At 64.7% G+C, this 15,477-nt stretch carries 13 protein-coding genes and 2 pseudogenes; 7 read left to right on the top strand and 8 right to left on the bottom strand.

Annotated features, from left to right (window positions below; translation table 11 throughout):
- Window positions 1-53 precede the first annotated feature (53 nt).
- Both LGM89_RS00075 and LGM89_RS00070 read left to right on the top strand, forming a co-directional pair.
- Window positions 54-1,028 carry an ABC transporter permease gene (locus tag LGM89_RS00075; protein WP_226271892.1) on the top strand — a complete coding sequence of 325 codons (975 nt, stop codon included), beginning with the start codon at window positions 54-56 and terminating at the stop codon, window positions 1,026-1,028.
- Window positions 1,029-1,073: 45 nt separating this feature from the next.
- The gene (locus tag LGM89_RS00070) at window positions 1,074-1,982 is read left to right on the top strand and encodes an ABC transporter ATP-binding protein (protein ID WP_089496918.1); all 909 of its coding nucleotides are present in this window, start codon (window positions 1,074-1,076) and stop codon (window positions 1,980-1,982) included.
- Window positions 1,983-2,021: 39 nt separating this feature from the next.
- Here the strand turns inward: LGM89_RS00070 and LGM89_RS00065 are convergent, their stop codons facing one another.
- The 5 genes and pseudogenes from LGM89_RS00065 to LGM89_RS00045 form a co-directional block, all read right to left on the bottom strand.
- Complete coding sequence (locus tag LGM89_RS00065; protein WP_226271891.1) at window positions 2,022-2,600, bottom strand: hypothetical protein; 579 nt, start codon at window positions 2,598-2,600, stop codon at window positions 2,022-2,024.
- A 42-nt stretch (window positions 2,601-2,642) separates the two neighbouring features.
- Window positions 2,643-3,044, bottom strand: coding sequence for a VOC family protein (locus tag LGM89_RS00060; RefSeq protein ID WP_226272460.1), 402 nt, complete (start codon window positions 3,042-3,044; stop codon window positions 2,643-2,645).
- On the bottom strand, window positions 2,939-4,102 hold the full coding sequence (locus tag LGM89_RS37270) for a response regulator (protein WP_226271890.1): 1,164 nt from the start codon (window positions 4,100-4,102) through the stop codon (window positions 2,939-2,941). Before LGM89_RS37270 ends, LGM89_RS00060 begins: the two co-directional genes overlap by 106 nt.
- 294 nt (window positions 4,103-4,396) lie before the next feature.
- On the bottom strand, window positions 4,397-6,331 hold the full coding sequence (locus LGM89_RS00050; protein WP_226271889.1) for a protease pro-enzyme activation domain-containing protein: 1,935 nt from the start codon (window positions 6,329-6,331) through the stop codon (window positions 4,397-4,399).
- 1,011 nt (window positions 6,332-7,342) lie between these two features.
- Window positions 7,343-7,453: pseudogene (locus LGM89_RS00045) on the bottom strand (alpha/beta hydrolase); the annotation flags it as partial.
- A 371-nt stretch (window positions 7,454-7,824) separates the two neighbouring features.
- Here LGM89_RS00045 and LGM89_RS00040 point away from each other — a divergent pair.
- From LGM89_RS00040 to LGM89_RS00020, 5 genes are all read left to right on the top strand, one after another.
- Window positions 7,825-8,037 (top strand): hypothetical protein, encoded by a 213-nt coding sequence (locus LGM89_RS00040; RefSeq protein WP_089496921.1) that lies wholly within the window; start codon window positions 7,825-7,827, stop codon window positions 8,035-8,037.
- A gap of 51 nt (window positions 8,038-8,088) precedes the next feature.
- Window positions 8,089-9,009, top strand: coding sequence for a DUF692 domain-containing protein (locus LGM89_RS00035; RefSeq protein ID WP_226271888.1), 921 nt, complete (start codon window positions 8,089-8,091; stop codon window positions 9,007-9,009).
- Window positions 9,006-9,716, top strand: a complete 711-nt coding sequence (locus LGM89_RS00030) for a methyltransferase domain-containing protein (protein ID WP_089496923.1) — start codon at window positions 9,006-9,008, stop codon at window positions 9,714-9,716. Before LGM89_RS00035 ends, LGM89_RS00030 begins: the two co-directional genes overlap by 4 nt.
- 93 nt (window positions 9,717-9,809) lie before the next feature.
- The gene (locus LGM89_RS00025; RefSeq protein WP_226271887.1) at window positions 9,810-12,416 is read left to right on the top strand and encodes a methyltransferase domain-containing protein; all 2,607 of its coding nucleotides are present in this window, start codon (window positions 9,810-9,812) and stop codon (window positions 12,414-12,416) included.
- Entirely contained in the window at window positions 12,413-13,981 is a 1,569-nt protein-coding gene (locus LGM89_RS00020; protein ID WP_226271886.1) for a coproporphyrinogen-III oxidase family protein, read from the top strand. The genes LGM89_RS00025 and LGM89_RS00020 overlap by 4 nt, the downstream gene beginning before the upstream one ends.
- Before the next feature lie 26 nt (window positions 13,982-14,007).
- Here LGM89_RS00020 and LGM89_RS00015 read toward each other — a convergent pair whose 3' ends face one another.
- From LGM89_RS00015 to LGM89_RS00005, 3 genes and pseudogenes are all read right to left on the bottom strand, one after another.
- Window positions 14,008-14,337: a DHCW motif cupin fold protein gene (locus LGM89_RS00015; RefSeq protein ID WP_089496926.1), complete on the bottom strand. Its 330-nt coding sequence runs from the start codon at window positions 14,335-14,337 to the stop codon at window positions 14,008-14,010.
- A 239-nt stretch (window positions 14,338-14,576) separates the two neighbouring features.
- On the bottom strand, window positions 14,577-14,714 hold the full coding sequence (locus LGM89_RS00010; RefSeq protein ID WP_226203261.1) for a hypothetical protein: 138 nt from the start codon (window positions 14,712-14,714) through the stop codon (window positions 14,577-14,579).
- Between the two features lie 201 nt (window positions 14,715-14,915).
- Window positions 14,916-15,477, bottom strand: a pseudogene (locus LGM89_RS00005) (ISNCY family transposase); the annotation flags it as partial.

Below are 15,477 nucleotides of genomic sequence, written 5' to 3'. Positions count from 1 at the left end.
CGCGGTGCCCCGGCATGCGCGCGACCGGCATCTGAAACGATACGGAGATTTTCATGCCAACGACCCGCAACACGACCGGATGGCTCGCCGTGCGCCGCGAGCTGACGACCCGCGGAAAATGGACGCTCGGCGTGGCGTCCTTCCTGCTGCCGTTCGCCGTCTGGTGCCTGATCAGCTATGTGCCGTTCATCTGGCATCCGCAAATGCGCGTCACGAATCCGGGCAGCGTCGACTACTTCCAGACCGGCATGCAGATCGATCGCGACGTGTTCGACGACGAACTCGCCCATGCGCGAGCGACCCACGCGGCCGTGCCCGAAGGCGTGCGCGCGAACCCGGCGTACCTGCCCGCGCCGCACCAGGTGCTGCGCGCGTTCTACACGGCGTTCACGACCCCGCCGGCATCCCGCGACGGCGTCTGGCTGCACGAGAGCCTGTGGCACAGCATCCGTATCATCTTCTGGGGCTTCGTGATTTCATCCGCGATCGGCGTGCCGCTCGGCATCGTCTGCGGCACCTTTAGCGTGCTCGCGCGGCTGCAGGAGCCGTTCCTGGAGTTCTTCCGCTACCTGCCCGCACCGGCGTTCGGCGCGCTGATGGTCGCGATCCTCGGCATCTACGATGCGCCGAAGGTCGCGATCATCGTGATCGGGACGCTGTTCCAGCAGGTGCTGATCATCGCGAACACGACGCGCAAGCTCGAATACGGGCTGTTCGAGGCCGCGATGACACTCGGCACGAAGAAGCTGAAGCTGCTCACGCACGTCGTGATTCCGGGCGTGCTGCCGGACCTGTATCGCGACCAGCGCATCCTGCTCGGCTGGGCCTGGACCTACCTGATCGTCGCCGAACTCGTCGGTACGAGCTCGGGCATCACCTGGTACATCAGCCAGCAGGCGCGCTACCAGCATTTCGACAACGTATATGCGGCGATCCTGATGATCGGGATCATCGGCCTCGGCACCGACATCGTGCTTGGCCTGCTCGGCCGCCGGCTGTTTCCGTGGGATCGCACGCTGAACGCGTGACGCCCGTTGACGCCCACCCATCGACCGATTTCCGCGGAGACCATCATGCAGAACCCGCAAGCCGTTCCCGATTACCTGATGCAGTCCGACGCGGTGCGCGAGCGCTTCGCGCGCCTGAAAACCCGCGACGTGATACTCGACGTGCGTCATGTCGGCAAGCGTTTCGCGACACCGCAGGGCGAGTGCACCGCACTCGACGACATCAGTTTCCGTACCTACCGGCGCGAATTCGTGTGCGTGATCGGCCCGTCCGGCTGCGGCAAGTCGACGCTGATCCGCATCCTGGCCGGGCTCGACGCGCAGACGAGCGGCGAGGTGCTGCTCGACGGCAAGCCCGTGCAGGGGCCGGGCGCCGATCGCGGGATGGTGTTCCAGGGCTATACGCTGTTTCCGTGGCTCACCGTGAAGAAGAACGTGATGTTCGGACTCCGGATGAATGGCAGCAGCAGCGGCCAGGCCGAGCGCGAAGCGCTGCAGTGGCTCGATCTGGTCGGGCTGACGCGTTTCGCGGATGTCTATCCGCACCAGTTGTCGGGCGGGATGAAGCAGCGCGTGGCGATTGCCCGCGCGCTCGCGAACCGTCCGCGCATCCTGCTGATGGACGAGCCGTTCGGCGCGCTCGACGCGCAGACGCGGGCGCGAATGCAGACGCACCTGCTCGACATCTGGCGCAACATCGACGTGACGATCCTGTTCATCACGCACGACCTCGACGAGGCGATCTTCCTGGCGGACCGGATTCTCGTGCTGAAGGCGAACCCGGGGGCGGTGCAGGAGCTGATCGAGGTGCCCGTGCCTAGGCCGCGCGACGGTGCGCAGGTCAATACGCCCGAATTCATCGCGACGAAGGCGCGGCTCGAGGCGCTGATCCATCCGAAGGAGGCGGTGGCCATCGACGACGGCGTGAGGCCGCACATGATCCGCATGACGGATGTGTCGGACAACGTCGAGTAAGAGGCAGGTGATGAAAACGGGCGGACGGTCGCTACGTGTCTACGCTCGGGCGATCGCCAACGCCGTCGCGACATCGCCGCGGCGATATGCGGCCCGAACGGCTGCCGTCGTGGCCTCGATGACTTCCGGCGGGGGTGACTTTCGCAGGCGCACGGCGACGCGCGGCAGTGATGCGAGCTGCGTCCGGAGGTCGACGATCAGCCGGCAGCAGCGAAAACCGTGGGACGCGGCCTGCGGGTGGACGGCGGCGTCGGCAAGCCCGGCCGTCCACTCGACGCCGCGATGGCGCCTGACTGCATCGAGGTGCGGCAGATGGCGTGCGTCGCCCGACAACGCGATCAACAGCGCGGCCCATTGCGCGCCGCGCCATCCATGTTCCTCGTCGCGCGTGAGGTCGGCCAGCAGCGCGTCGTCCAGCACGGACAGGCTTTGCTGGCACAGGTAGTGGAAGTCGAGCGGCTGGCAGCGGACCTGCGGGTAGTCGCCCAGCACGTGCCCGAGTTCGGCGCCGGTCTCGACGGCAGCGGCGAGAAACCGTTCGGCCGGCGCGGGACGGTTCAGCAACAGCGTCGGCACGCTTCGGTAGAGCCGGTGGATGTCGTCGGGGTGATAGTGCATCGCGAATGTCGGGGTGATCGACCGGCGCGCGCGGTGCGCCGTTCAGGTTTTCGGCGGGTCGCCGGACAGCAGCGCGGTGTAACGCCGCTGCATTTCATCGGGTTCGACCGCTTCGAACGTATGCCCGATCAGCCAATCGTAGCCGAACGGATCACGAATCTTGCCCGAACGCTCGCCGTAGAACTGGTCCTGGATCGCGCGTGTCAGCTGCGCGCCGGCCGCGATCGCGGCGGCGATCGTCGCGTCGGCATCGTCGACATGCAGGTGAAGCGACATCGGCGCCTTGCCATCCGGGTCGAGCGCGAAGATATCGTATTCGGGGAACTCGTCCGAGATCATCAGCGTGCACGGCCCGAGCTGCAATTCCGCGTGGCCGATGCGTCCCGACGGCTCGACGAGACGGAATTTCTCCTGCGCGCCGAATGCCTTCGCATAGAACGCGATGGCGTCGTCCGCGCGCCTGGCGCGCAAATAGGGGAAGACTTCGTGAATCGCCATGGTGCCCTCCGGTGGGTGGTGCGGGTAACGCTCGATTCTGTCGGGCCTCGCGGGCCCCGTCCTGAACAGGATTGACCGCCTCGTCTGACTCGGAAACGGCGGGTGTGACGCCCGGGCCGGGTCGATGAAGGATCGCCGTCTTCGCCGGGGCAGCGGCCGCGGATCATGTCGTTTACCGTGCCGTGAACGGCGAACACGCTGATTCTACAGACTTCCAGTTGAAGGTCGCCCTGCGGAAACCGACGACGAAACGGGTCTGCCAGCCACCACGTGGTCGTCGCGGGCCGTCCGTCCGGAAGGCCGGTGTTGGCCAGGACAAAACTGCCGGTGCAGTTTGCCGCAAGGTAGGCGCCGGCGTTCCATTGCGACCTCAGCCAGTCACATGCGGCGGACTGTCGTGCCGGCAACGGGTCGAATGCGTTACCGACTGCATCGCCGGCGCGGTCGCCCAGGATAACGCCGACGATCGCGCGAAACTGCGCCGCTACGTCGAGCAGAAGGCGGCGCGGCGCGAAGGGGCGCACTGGTGCCTGTACCACGCGCCGCGCCAGCAGGGCGAGGAGGGCGATTTCGCTTGCCGACAGTTCGAGCCGGCCGCCAACCGTCGCGGACAGCACGCGCGCCTGACAGTCGAGCCGCCAGTCGTTTGTCATCCGGCGGCCGGGTGCCTGGAGAATGGCGTCGAGTTCGAGCAGTTTCACCGGCTTGACGAGATAGTGATCGGCGCCGCCAATCAGGCCGTCGATTTTGTCCTGGGTCTCTCCGCGCGCAGTCAGCATCACGATGCCGCGGTCGCGATGCCGGGCCCCGAGCCACACGGCCGCATCGAAGCCGCTCCCGTCCGGCAGCATCACGTCGATGATCGCGAAGGCGAGATCCGACGCCCGTTCCTGGAAATCCGCGACCGTACCGGCCTGATCGACGGTCCAGCCGCGTTTTTCCAGCAACGCGGCGATTTCTTCGCGCAACTCGACCTCGCCGTCGAGCAACAGCACTTTGGCCATACTGCTAACTTGGATCCGCATTGTGTGGTTGCGGATTCTTTGCTTATGTCCGTTCCGATCGGTGGCGCCGCGGCGTTGGATAGCGCGATGCAGCCGTCGTCGGCCCCGCGTTTGCCTGCGCGTCGCAGGCGCGGGGATTTCAGCCGAACGAGGCGGCTGCGGTCGTGTTTCGTGGCAACAATCGAGGCGCGGGATGAGCGTGAGGCCAGCGCCGGTAAGCCGTGCCGTCACGTGAGCCCGACTGGGCAACGAGAGGCGCGGCGAGCTTGCCGCGCCCCCTCGGGCCGTGCCGCGTTACTTGACGGAGCTCGCGCTGACCTTCGCGAAATCCAGGCTGCCGAAGCCGGTGTCGTCGTCCCAGCCTGCCTTCGCGGTGTAGCCGTGGCTACTGTAGCCGTTGTTGCCCGACGTCACGTCGTGGAGTAGCGACGTATGGGTCGGGAGGCCCTGATAGAACGCCGAAGTCGGCAGGCCGAGGCTGTTGTTGTTGGCCGATTCGACACGTGCCCAGCCGCCGACGAAAATCGGCGAAGCGAGGCTCGTGCCACCGACGAGCTGGTTCGTCTGTCCGTTGATGACGATGTGTGCGCCCGTCGACTGCGCGGCGTCGAACGCCACGTCGGGCAGTACGCGCTTCGTTACCGTGCTGCCAAGCGCTGCGGTCTGCCAGCTTGGTGCGGTCTCGAACGCGCTCACGCCGCCGCCCGTCGCCCAGATCCGCACGGCGTTGTCGACCGGGTTGCCGTTGCTGTCGAGGTCCGCATAGGCGACGCCTTCGTTCCACACGGTTTCGCCGGCCCACGTCGTGGTGCCGGTGGTCGATAGCGTCGTGCCGCCGACGGCGACGACGTACGGCGAGCTCGCGGGCGACGACACGCTGTACTTGGACAGGTTGATCGTCGTCTTGACCGACGTGCCGTTGTACGTGCCGATGTAGCCGGGTGCGCCCTGCGGTGACGTCGACCACTGATAGACGCCCGCGTCGCCTGCCGAGACGGAGAACACCTGCCCTTGCGCGACCGCCTGCTTGAATACCGCGTCGTCGGCCGCGAGCGAGCCGTCCGAGTTGGCGGCCGTTTCGTCGAGGCCGAGCGACACGTTGATGACGGTCGCCTTGTTGTCGGTTACCGCCTTGTTGTAGGCGGCGGTCAGCGTGGCGTCGGTGAGGCCGCTGTCGTTGCTGTCGCCGTTGATGGCCGAGTAGAAGATCAGCTGTTTGACGCCGCCCGACGTGCCGATGATGTCCTGGCTGTCGAGATCCCACTCGCTCGGATCGCCGTCGTCGGCCAGCGTGCCGGGGCCGCCCGCGACCACCGCCGTGTTGACGGTTGCCAGGCCGGCGTTCTGCGTGAAGGTGTTCAGGTCGGCGATGGTCTGGGTCATGTCGCCCCAGGTGATGATGCCCACCGTGGTGTTGGTCGCGGCGGGCAGGCCGCTCGCGTCATAGATCTTTGCGAAATCGGTCGGCTGATGGCCGACTTGCGAGCCGGCGGTCGCATTCTTCGAGATCGCATTCGGCTCGACGACGGCGGCCGGCGCGAAACGGTGGAGCAGGCGGTGCGGCACGGCAGCGTTCTGCAGGCCGAGCACCGAATCGACGACCGGGCCGAGCGACGCCGGGATCAGCGCCGCCGAATCGTTCGCGTAGACCGGCTTGCCTCGATAGTTGAAGCGCTTGATGCTCGCCTGGAAGCCACGCTGCACGTTACCGGCATTACCGTCGGCGGCGATCAGTGTGTTGTTGTCCGAGACCGTGATGTTGCTGAAGCCGTTCGCCTTCAGATGAGCGACTACCGCCGCGACCTGCGCGTCGGTCGGCGAGAAGCGTGCCTTGAATTGGGCCGGCGTGAGGTACTTGTGATAGCTCGCGCTACCCGGCTGGTTGACGTCGCGAAGGAAGGTGTCGAGCTGGTCCGCGTTGCGGTTCTTCAGGACCACGGTCACGTGCAGCGGCTGGCTCAATTCGAGCGGCGTCACGTGCGTATCGGTGAGCGCCGGCGTGCCGACGCTGTTCAGCGAATAACCGGGTGCCGCAGCGGACGCGGCCAGTGCCTGCGATGCGGCCGCGGCTGGTGCATTCGGCAGGAGGAACGCGCTGGTGCGCGTCTGGACCCAGTTGGTTGCCGCCTGGGCGGACAGCGGGACCATCGTGGCTGCTACTCCAACTGCAATTGCCGTCAGCGCAAAGCGTTGCAGGCGTTTGCGATTGAGGTATTGAGTTCTCTGCATTGTGAGCTCCGAGATTTCGACGAAGAACGGGTACAGCGCGCGGCCCGGATCGCGGGTAGCGAAGGGCGGCCGATGCAACCTGACGCAAGCCAGAACGATCAGCAGAATTCAAGGCGACATAAGTATTCCTCCCCACCCACCATCAGGATTTGAGGCCGGTCCGGTATCGGGCTCGCGTATCGCGGGCGCGGATTCTGCGCTCGGCCCTCTTGTTTGCCGGGCTGTGCCGCGATCGTGCGTGCGGTGGTCCGACACATGCTTTGGGTACAGTCCGCGGCTTGCGGATGGAACAGCTTCGATTCGTTCCCTGTTGATTAGGAATGCAATTTATTGGAGTCGAAAAAAGGCGATATCGAGATGCCGTTAGACGACCTGGATGCCGGTAACTTCCTTGCGACGCATCTAAGAAACGGTCCAGCCTGAAGCAAAGCTGGATGAGGGTGAATCGAAAATATTTCCCTGCTGGAGGTAATCGCGGTTTGCGAACCGGATATCGACCTCGTAGTAACGTAATTAAAATGGAAGTTATTTGTCGGGTTTTTGATTTTTTCGCCGCTCAAGCTCCCGCCGGTATTTATTGCAGGAAAAGATAGCAAGGAAGAAAACGGAGCGTCAAATATTTTTTGATGGAATCTAAAATGTTTAGATCGAGGTTTGGCAGGGTTGCCGAGAAAGGTTTCAAAGCTTGCGGGAGTCGTAAGCGGAACGTAGGGGCGTCGCGCTGAAGGCGCGAGGCGACATGAACCGGTTCCCTGGTTGAACGTGACGAGCGGGGAGTCAACGGGCTCGCTGCGCCGCTGTTCGTTCGAGCGTGGCTCGATACAGCGAGGTGACGGTGAGCAAGGGGCAGGGGATTGCGCCAATTTAAAAGGATTGCAGAATATTTTTATCGTTTGAATCGACATGATGACGGGTGGCTGGCGGTTCGATGTGTTCGTGGGCGGCTCGCGTCGACATACCGCTCGCTCGAAACGACGGCCCTGGCTGTCCCTCCCCGAAGGCCAGGCTGCCAGCCGACAGGAGACCGGAATCGGTATAAGGCACGATCTGGTCGTCGTCGCCGTGCATCACGAGCCCGGGAGTCGTTGTGCCCTTCAGGTCTTCCGTGAAGTTGGTCCGCGAGACTTGCGGAATATCGATTGAATACCCCCGTCCGCTCAATCGATTTAATCATTTAGAAAATTTTGTCGAATGCGGCGGTGCGAAGCGTGCCCCGTTATTTGGTGCAATGAATTTCGTCTTTGTTTTATTTTTAGAAATTGATTTTTTTGAATCGCGGCGATAATGAATTGCAAGGCTCGCGGAGCCGCGCCACACGGGCGATTCCGCCCGGTATTGCGCTTTATTTATGTAAAGACTCCATATCCCATTGAAATGAATTTTCAAAATATCGATTCCTGGATTTGCGCGAAATAACTGCTATAACGGATTTCAGCTGTCGGTCGGAAGTGGGTGTAATCAAAAGTGTTCAACTACAGGTGAAGGGGTATGAAATGGCAAACGACGACGTGAAGAAGCTGATTGTGCAATCGGCCGAGGCGGCCGAACTTGCTGCCCAGTGCGCGGCGAATCTGGCGAAATGCGCCGCGGCATACCATGCCGCAGTGGCGCGGGCAGCCTCCGCGAAATGCGCCGCCACCGCCGCCAAGTGCGCGGCGAACGCGGCCCACTGCGCGGCCAATGCGGCAAAGTGCGCGGCAAACTGACATGCCTCGCACGGATACGGGCTTCATGGCGGACCACCGGAGGAGTTCGCCATGAACGTCCCGACGCTGGGTGTAGGACTTCAGTTCAATCCGTCGCTGATTGGCTGGTTTCCGTTTCTCGAGCAGTCGCTCGATGCGCTGGAAATCCTGTTCGACGGCGTGATGACGCCGCTCGACGGGCCCGGGCTGATGCTGCCGGCGACGGTCGACATGATGTCCGCGGTCGCCGCGCGCTTTCCGCTCGTCGGTCACTCGAACTACGGCGGCGACTTCGGGTTCGATGATCTGGCGAGCACGCCGGCGGTGCGGCGCCACGTGCCCCTCGCCGGGAAATTCAACGTCCCGTGGGTCTCGAACCATTGCTTTTACAGCGACGCATCGTGGTGCGACGTGTGGAGCAGTCCGCTGCAGTTCTCGCATGCCGAGGTCGTCCGGGTCGCCGACCGCGCGCGCGCGTTGCAGGACCTGTACGGCGTTCCGCTCGCGCACGAGAACGCGGCCTACTACCGGACGTGCCCGGGAAGCGAAATGCAGGAGGCGGAGTTCCTCGCCCGCGTCGTCGAGCGGTCGGGCACCTATCTGCACCTCGACCTGCACAACCTGTATGCCAACGGGCAAAACCATGGCGCCAGTGGCTATTCGATCGCGCGTTTCCTCGACACGATCCCGATGGACCGCGTCATCTGCATCCATATGGCCGGCGGCCGCTGGTTCGACGACCAGTACCACGATCTGCACGACACTCAGGTCGTCGAGCCGGTGTGGGACTTGCTCGACGACGTGCTGTCTCGCGCGCGCCCCGGCGCGGTGATTCTCGAATACGAAGCCGAGGCGCTGCACAGCCGCGAAGAGACCCTCGACATTGCCCGCTCGATCGACGTCGTCCTGGCCGATCTCGAGCGCGGACGCGCGGCGTGGGACCGTGCCTACGGCCCCGCCAGCCGCAGAACAACACAACGGGAGGCAGCGTGAAAGTGGGCCACGAGATCGACGTCGCGCCGGCGAACTGGACGTTCGGCGGCAACGTCGCAGATACCTTTGTCGACCACGTTCGCCGGTCGGTGCCGTACTACGATGCCGGGCACGACCTGGTTTGCCAGCTCAGCGATTTCTTCTGCCATGGCGACAGCGTCTGCTACGAGATCGGCGTATCCACGGGCCAGCTTTTGCGGAAGCTGGCCGAACATCATGCGTCGAAGCCGGGCATCCGGTGGGTCGGCATCGATCCGGTCGAGTCGATGATCGACAAGGCGCGGCAGCACTGCGTGGAGGTGCCCAACATCGAGCTTGAAACCGGCGACGCGCGGTTGTATGACTTTGAGAAGTCGGACCTGATCGTCTCGTTCTATTGCATGCAGTTCATCCCGCCGAAGGACCGGCAGAGCGTATTCGACCACATCTACGAGCGCCTGCACTGGGGCGGGGCCTTCATTCTCTTCGAGAAAGTTCGCGCGCCGGATGCGCGGTTCCAGGACATGACCGTGTCGCTTTACAACGACTACAAGCGGCGCGAGGGCTTCTCGGCCGACGAGATCCTCAACAAGACAGCGAGCCTCAAGAGCGTCCTGGAGCCGTTTTCCACGGAAGCCAACCTGGGGCTGCTCAAGCGAGCGGGATTCGTCGACGTCACGACCGTCATGAAGTACCTGTGTTTCGAGGGATTCCTCGCCATCAAGTAGGCCGCTGCGAGCAGACCTTCCGGCGATCGGGATGCCCTGCGAGGGGATCGCCGTGGCCGCGAGCGAGCACACTCTTAGAACACGGGGGGCTGGATGGATGCCAGGCTGGTATGGGACACGTGGCGGCGAATCCTGAGCGACGACGGTCTTGTCGCGATCGTCACGCAGGCCGGTCATGCCGATGACGCGGCACTCGCGCGCCTCGGCGCCGCCGAGCGGGCCGTGGTTGACGACTACGCGTCGACACCGCGCGCAACGAAGACCAATGTCGGCATGTACCGCCGCAGCCTGGTGCGGATCGCTCGCGTCGCGCTCGGTTGCGTGCCGATGAGTCAGCATCTTCTGTTGATGAGCGGGCTCGACGTCGATGAAGTGGGCGCGGAGTTCGCCCGCGTCAACGGCTATGCCGACGACGGCCCGAATTTCTGGCGCCTCGCCGGCGCCTTCGTCGCCTATCTCGCGACGCGTCCCGAATTCAACGCGCCAACGCACCAGGACGTGTTGGCGATCGATCAGGCGCGGGTTGCGCTCGCCCTCCGTCTCGGCCAAGGCACGGTCGATGCATGGCCAACCGCCGTCGCGGCCGGGATTCGCGACACTGCCGGTTCGGATCGCTCGGCCGTGCGTTTCGTCGCGTCGCGAGCCGCCGTCGTTGTCCGGTCGCGGCACGATCTCACGCGGTGGATCGAAAACCCGCATGGCTTCGATCCCGACGAAGCCCTGAACGCGTCGCCGCGGCATTGGCTGGTCTATTTCCCGGATGCGGACAGCGCGCCGGCTTATGCGGAGTTGTCCGAGCGATCGGCCCGCATCTTCGAGCTGCTGGCCACACCGCATTCAGCCGCCGACGTGGCACGGGTACTGGGCAGCCTGTCCGAAGCCGAGGCGCTCAAGGTGGTCGACCGGCTCACGGAACTCGGCGTGGTCGTCGGCGAGAAAGCCGGCGGGCGCGTCGAGCGGAGCGCCTTTCAGGACGAGTCGCTGAGCAGCGATGCGTTCGTCATGCTCGATCCGGCGGTCGAGATACTGGACGTGGAGATCGACGGGCACTGGTTTCTGTGCCAGGGCCACTTCGCAGTCGGCATGGCCGTGCCGCCCGGCGAAGGACTGTCCGACTTCGTGGGCGAACTCGCGGGCAAGCCTGTCCGCGTTGGCGCGCTGCGCAAGGGCTTCGACGATCAGCATCTGATCGACACGATGCTCGCCGCGTTGCGCCAGCATGGCTTCCTCCACGTGACGTCGCAGGATGCGCCGTCGGCCGATGCGTTGGCGCAGTTGCGCCGCTCCGCCGCGGAGCGCCGTCGGGCGAGGCTTTGCCACACCCTCGACCTGCCTCTCGACGCCACATCGGCCGACGCCATTCGTGCCCGTGCCGAGACTGAGTCGACCGCGCCGCAACTGCACTTGCGCTGTGCGCACCTCGGCGATCACGCGCCGACCTTCGCCGAGCTTGCGCGCCTGCGTCAGGCAGGCCAGTTGCGTCTGCATGACACCGTGGTGCAGACGACCGATCCGGGTTGCGACGCCGAGGTCGTCCGGTCGCTGCGCCGACTCGGCGCCGGCGTGATCGTCGACGATGTGCCGTGGCCGGCACCGGAGCGGCCCATCGCGGGCGTCGATGTGTTGACGCGAGCGGGCATCCCCGTGCATGCACGGATAACGCCGGACCGTTCCTTCCTCGACCCGGAAACGCGCGCTCGTGCGCTGGCCTGGGCCGAAAGGGCGGGGTTCTCCGGCTGGTGCCTCGTGCTCGATGCCGACGCGCTCTGGCCGGCAGGCGAGGCGAGCGAGGCCGATTTCCTCGGCGTCTTCCAGGCCGTGAGCGCGTGGGAGGAGATCCTGGGAGATGTCTCCATCGTCAGCCTGCCGAGTGACGAGGTCCTGCTCGGCAATGCGTCGTCGCCCGGTCCCGAGGGGCTGTCCGACATCGCCGCACGGTTCCGTCTCGCCTATTTGCGCTGGCGTCTGCCGCTGCTGAAGTCATTCGAAGGCGACAACACGTTCAGCCAGACACCCGAGGCGGAGGAAAAGCTCGTTCGCCTTCGGGAAGACCTGCTTCCCAACCATCCCGAGCTGCTTCACCTGGTGCCGGGCAGCGTGGTCGTCGACGTGTGCGGCGGCAATGGCCGCGTTGCGCGCCGTCTCTCGCCGCTGGTCGGCGCCGACGGCCTCGTCGTTTCGATCGAGATGCTGCGTTGCGTGACCGATCGCGCGCGCCGCTTTGCCTGCGAGCAGGGGTACCTGAACGTGCAGTTTCGCGTCGGCCTGGCGCAGCGCATCCCGTTTCCCGCCGGGGCGGCCGATGCGGCCGTCAACGAGTGGACAGGCGCGATCTGGCAGCTGGGGCTCGGCCCGGCGATGGTGGCCGAGATGGCCCGCGTCGTCCGCGTCGGCGGTCGAATCGCCGTCACGCATCGGCTGGTGCGGCTCCCGCTCGATCGGCTCGGGCAGCCGTGGGTGCAGTTCGACAACATCTACGCGTTGATGCGCGAGGCCTTCGATCGCCCGGACCTCGCGATCGTCACCGAGCGCGTGTGGGGGCAAACCGTGTCGACGTTGGCCGGCGAAAAAGCCAGTGCATGGCGCAAGCACTACGTGCCGCGCATCGTCAATCCGTTCGACGTGACCTACACCGAGGACAAGGATCCGGGCCCGCACGCCGACGTGTGCCTCACCCTCATCGCGGAGCGTGTTCAATGACGACCGATGCACCGGCCCCAGGGATCGACGCACGATCGCAGGCCGCCGCCTTCGACGACGCGCGCGCGTCGCTGGACCGGCTCGGCATCCCCGACGCGCTGCCGGCGCTGCACGCCGCGGGGCTGGGCATTCGACGCAGCGTGCTGGGCGGCTCCCATTCGGTGGCGGTCTATCCGCCGATCGACTCGTTGACGCCGGTCGAATCGCGTTCGGTCCTGCGCGCCATAGGCTTCGGCGGCGATACCAGTCTCTACGTGCACATTCCTTTCTGCGAGACGCGCTGCACCTTTTGCCATTACACGGTGCAGCACTATGCGGGCAAAGGCAAGGCATCGCAGACCAGCGAGGACGACGTGGCGCGCTATCTCGACGCGCTCCGGCGCGAACTGGCGCTCTGGGGCGCCAGGATCGCGCAATCGGGCACCGCGCTGTCGTCGATCTATATCGGCGGCGGCACGCCGCTGGTGCTCGACGAGGCGTCGCTGGGCGACCTGATTCGCACGATCGGCGCATGCTTCGACATCCTGCCCGGCGCGGAGGTGTGCGTCGAGGGCAGCCCGCTCACCATCACGGCGCCCGGCGGCGAGGACAAGCTGCATTTCCTGAAGGAGCAGGGTTTCACGCGCCTGAGCTTCGGGGTGCAGTCCTTCGACGACGCCGTCCTGAAATACGCGGGGCGCGGCTACAAGCGCGACGTGCCGATTCGCGCCGCGCAAATCGCGGGCGCGATCTTCGACAACTGGAATCTCGATCTCATCCAGGGGCTTTACAAGGGTTCGCCGGCGGAAGTCTGGCGGAACCTCCAGACGATCGCGGAACTGCAGCCCGCGCATCTGACCTGGTATCACGGCCGTTTCGCCGACCGGCCCCAGGGCGACTGGTATCAGTCGGACGACCGGCACGGCGAATTCGAGGACGAACTCGCGACGCTGCTCGGGCGCATGCTGATCTGGCGCGGGATGGAGGCGCTCGGCTATCACCAGTGCGACGGCAACCGCTTCGTGCGCGCGCACCACTATATCGATCCGTTCAAGAAGGTCCGCACGTCGGCGTCGCGCGATCTGCTTGGCGTCGGGGTGGCGTCGTATTCGCACGTCGGTGCAAGTTCGGCGGGTTACGGCTGTCGAGGCTATACGTTCCGCAACGACACGCAGGTTCGCGCGTACGCCGACCGCGTGCTGCGCGGCGACCTCCCGATCGCCACGGGCCGCGCGATCGACGACGAGGAGTGGCTGGCGATGTCCTACGCCACCGGGTTGCGTAGCGGCCGCGTGGAGGATCCCGCCTTGCACGCGATCGCCATCGGCAAGCCGCGGCTCTCGGCGCATTATCGGGCGCTGACGAGCAGGCTGACCGGGCTGGGCACCCTCGAGCCGTATGCCGACTGCGAGGGCAGGGAAGGGTTGCGGTTGACCCCGCTCGGCCGGCTGTTCGAGGACGAGACGCTCGCGCTGTTCTTCAGCCCGGCCGTCAAGCGCATCTTGACGGCGCCCCCGAAACCGGCGGTTTCGCTCGTACGGATGCCAGCCAAAACCGCTGCGGTCCCGTCGATGACGCGCGTCTGATCTGCGCGTGGAGCCGACGGTGCGCGTCAATCGACGATGAACAGCTTGGCGCCGACGTCGGTGGACGAACGGTGGGGTTCCGTGTCGTCGGCAACCTGATAGCTCATGCCGGGCAGCAGCGTGAACGATCGGCCATCCTTGAGCTCGGTATGCAGTTCTCCTTCGAGACACAAGAGGATGTGCCCCTTCGAACACCAATGGTCGGCAAGGTAGCCCGGCGTGTACTCGACCATGCGGACACGAATCGTCCCGAAGGTTTGCGTGCGCCAGTAGGCCGCGCCGCGTTCGCCCGGATATTCGACGCGATCGACCTGCGACCAGTTCGTGGTGCCAAAGGGAATGGCCGACATTTTCACGGTGACGACTCCAATTGCGCGCTCCATGCCTGAGCGTCCGATCAACTTTGTTGCGCTGGCGGGCCGGGCACGCGGGTGGGACTGCCGGGACGCGTGCGCAAATCGATGCGCGTCGCGAGATCCTTCCCGGTCAGGATACAACCATCGCCGGTGCCTCGTGAAACGGTGACGTCGTTGCGGGGACACCGGCCCGGCGAACTCGGCCGGATCGCGATTGCAGGATGCAGCCGCATGACCAGTCAGCGAACCTGCCGGGTCGTCAACTCCAGCCGTTCCGCAGCACGCCATGGTTTGAGCTTACTGTCCGCCACGTCCTGAATGACCTTGAATCGGTCCAGCTCGCGCATCGTCAGTGTCACCAATCCGGCTGGCTGCATGGTCGGCTCCGCGCTTGCTCAACGAGCCGTCCAGCATGCCAGCAGTCAAAAACACGACATCTGTAAATAGCCAGAACACGACATTAGGATATGGCCGCTACAAGCAATGTCATACCCGGATTCAGATGTCCACCTTCCAGCCATTTAAAAATGTCCGGTTTTAAGGTTGTTTTTGCTGCGTCTTTTTCCTCGTTTTGAGCATTACGCAGTGTCGAAGGTCGGCGCCTGAACGGGCAGGGCGCTCACGTTTGTTTCGCTAGCCTTTGCAGACCGACGGCCAGGTTTGGTTGGCGGCTTTGCGGTTTGCCGACGTTGCGCCAGCTCCACGATCACATGCTCGACGTCGGCCTGCGTGATCTCGCGTTGCTTCTTCTTGCCCGCTTGGGGTTCGTTTCGGTCGGTCCGGGTTGAGTCGCCACGATGCGTTCGAGACGGGGCTTTACCGATTCGACTGTTATCGCGTTGCGCCTGCAGCGCTTGGGCGACCTGTAGCACATGGCTCAAACGCTTGTGCTCAACGACGGCACCTTGATCGATTTCGGCCAGGCGATCGTATTGCCTGCAGCTCAACGCACGATCGTCAGCCCGAATCTCGATCCGCCCATCCGGGTACTCCCATACCTCGATCTGACGGTCGATCAACTTCCGGTTCTCCGGCGTATCGTCCAGCAAGTACATCACCCGGTCGTACTGAACCGTGAGCGACTTCGTTACCTTCCGTGGCTCGCGCCACGTCAGCGCCCGGTCCAGACTCTCGTTGGCC

It is taken from the genome of Burkholderia sp. AU31624, from assembly GCF_020420065.1.
Classification (GTDB): Bacteria; Pseudomonadota; Gammaproteobacteria; order Burkholderiales; family Burkholderiaceae; genus Burkholderia.
Note: the sequence above shows the minus strand (reverse complement) of the source record. Positions and strands in the feature narration are given on the sequence as shown.

Bases quoted from the DNA above. Each gene is read 5' to 3' on its own strand.
- LGM89_RS00035 (WP_226271888.1), top strand. From the start codon at position 8,089: ATGAACGTCCCGACGCTGGGTGTAGGACTTCAGTTCAATCCGTCGCTG.
- LGM89_RS00040 (WP_089496921.1), top strand. From the start codon at position 7,825: ATGGCAAACGACGACGTGAAGAAGCTGATTGTGCAATCGGCCGAGGCG.
- LGM89_RS00020 (WP_226271886.1), top strand. From the start codon at position 12,413: ATGACGACCGATGCACCGGCCCCAGGGATCGACGCACGATCGCAGGCC.
- LGM89_RS00010 (WP_226203261.1), bottom strand. From the start codon at position 14,714: ATGCAGCCAGCCGGATTGGTGACACTGACGATGCGCGAGCTGGACCGA.
- LGM89_RS00075 (WP_226271892.1), top strand. From the start codon at position 54: ATGCCAACGACCCGCAACACGACCGGATGGCTCGCCGTGCGCCGCGAG.
- LGM89_RS00025 (WP_226271887.1), top strand. From the start codon at position 9,810: ATGGATGCCAGGCTGGTATGGGACACGTGGCGGCGAATCCTGAGCGAC.
- LGM89_RS00070 (WP_089496918.1), top strand. From the start codon at position 1,074: ATGCAGAACCCGCAAGCCGTTCCCGATTACCTGATGCAGTCCGACGCG.
- LGM89_RS00065 (WP_226271891.1), bottom strand. From the start codon at position 2,600: ATGCACTATCACCCCGACGACATCCACCGGCTCTACCGAAGCGTGCCG.
- LGM89_RS00050 (WP_226271889.1), bottom strand. From the start codon at position 6,331: ATGCAGAGAACTCAATACCTCAATCGCAAACGCCTGCAACGCTTTGCG.
- LGM89_RS37270 (WP_226271890.1), bottom strand. From the start codon at position 4,102: ATGGCCAAAGTGCTGTTGCTCGACGGCGAGGTCGAGTTGCGCGAAGAA.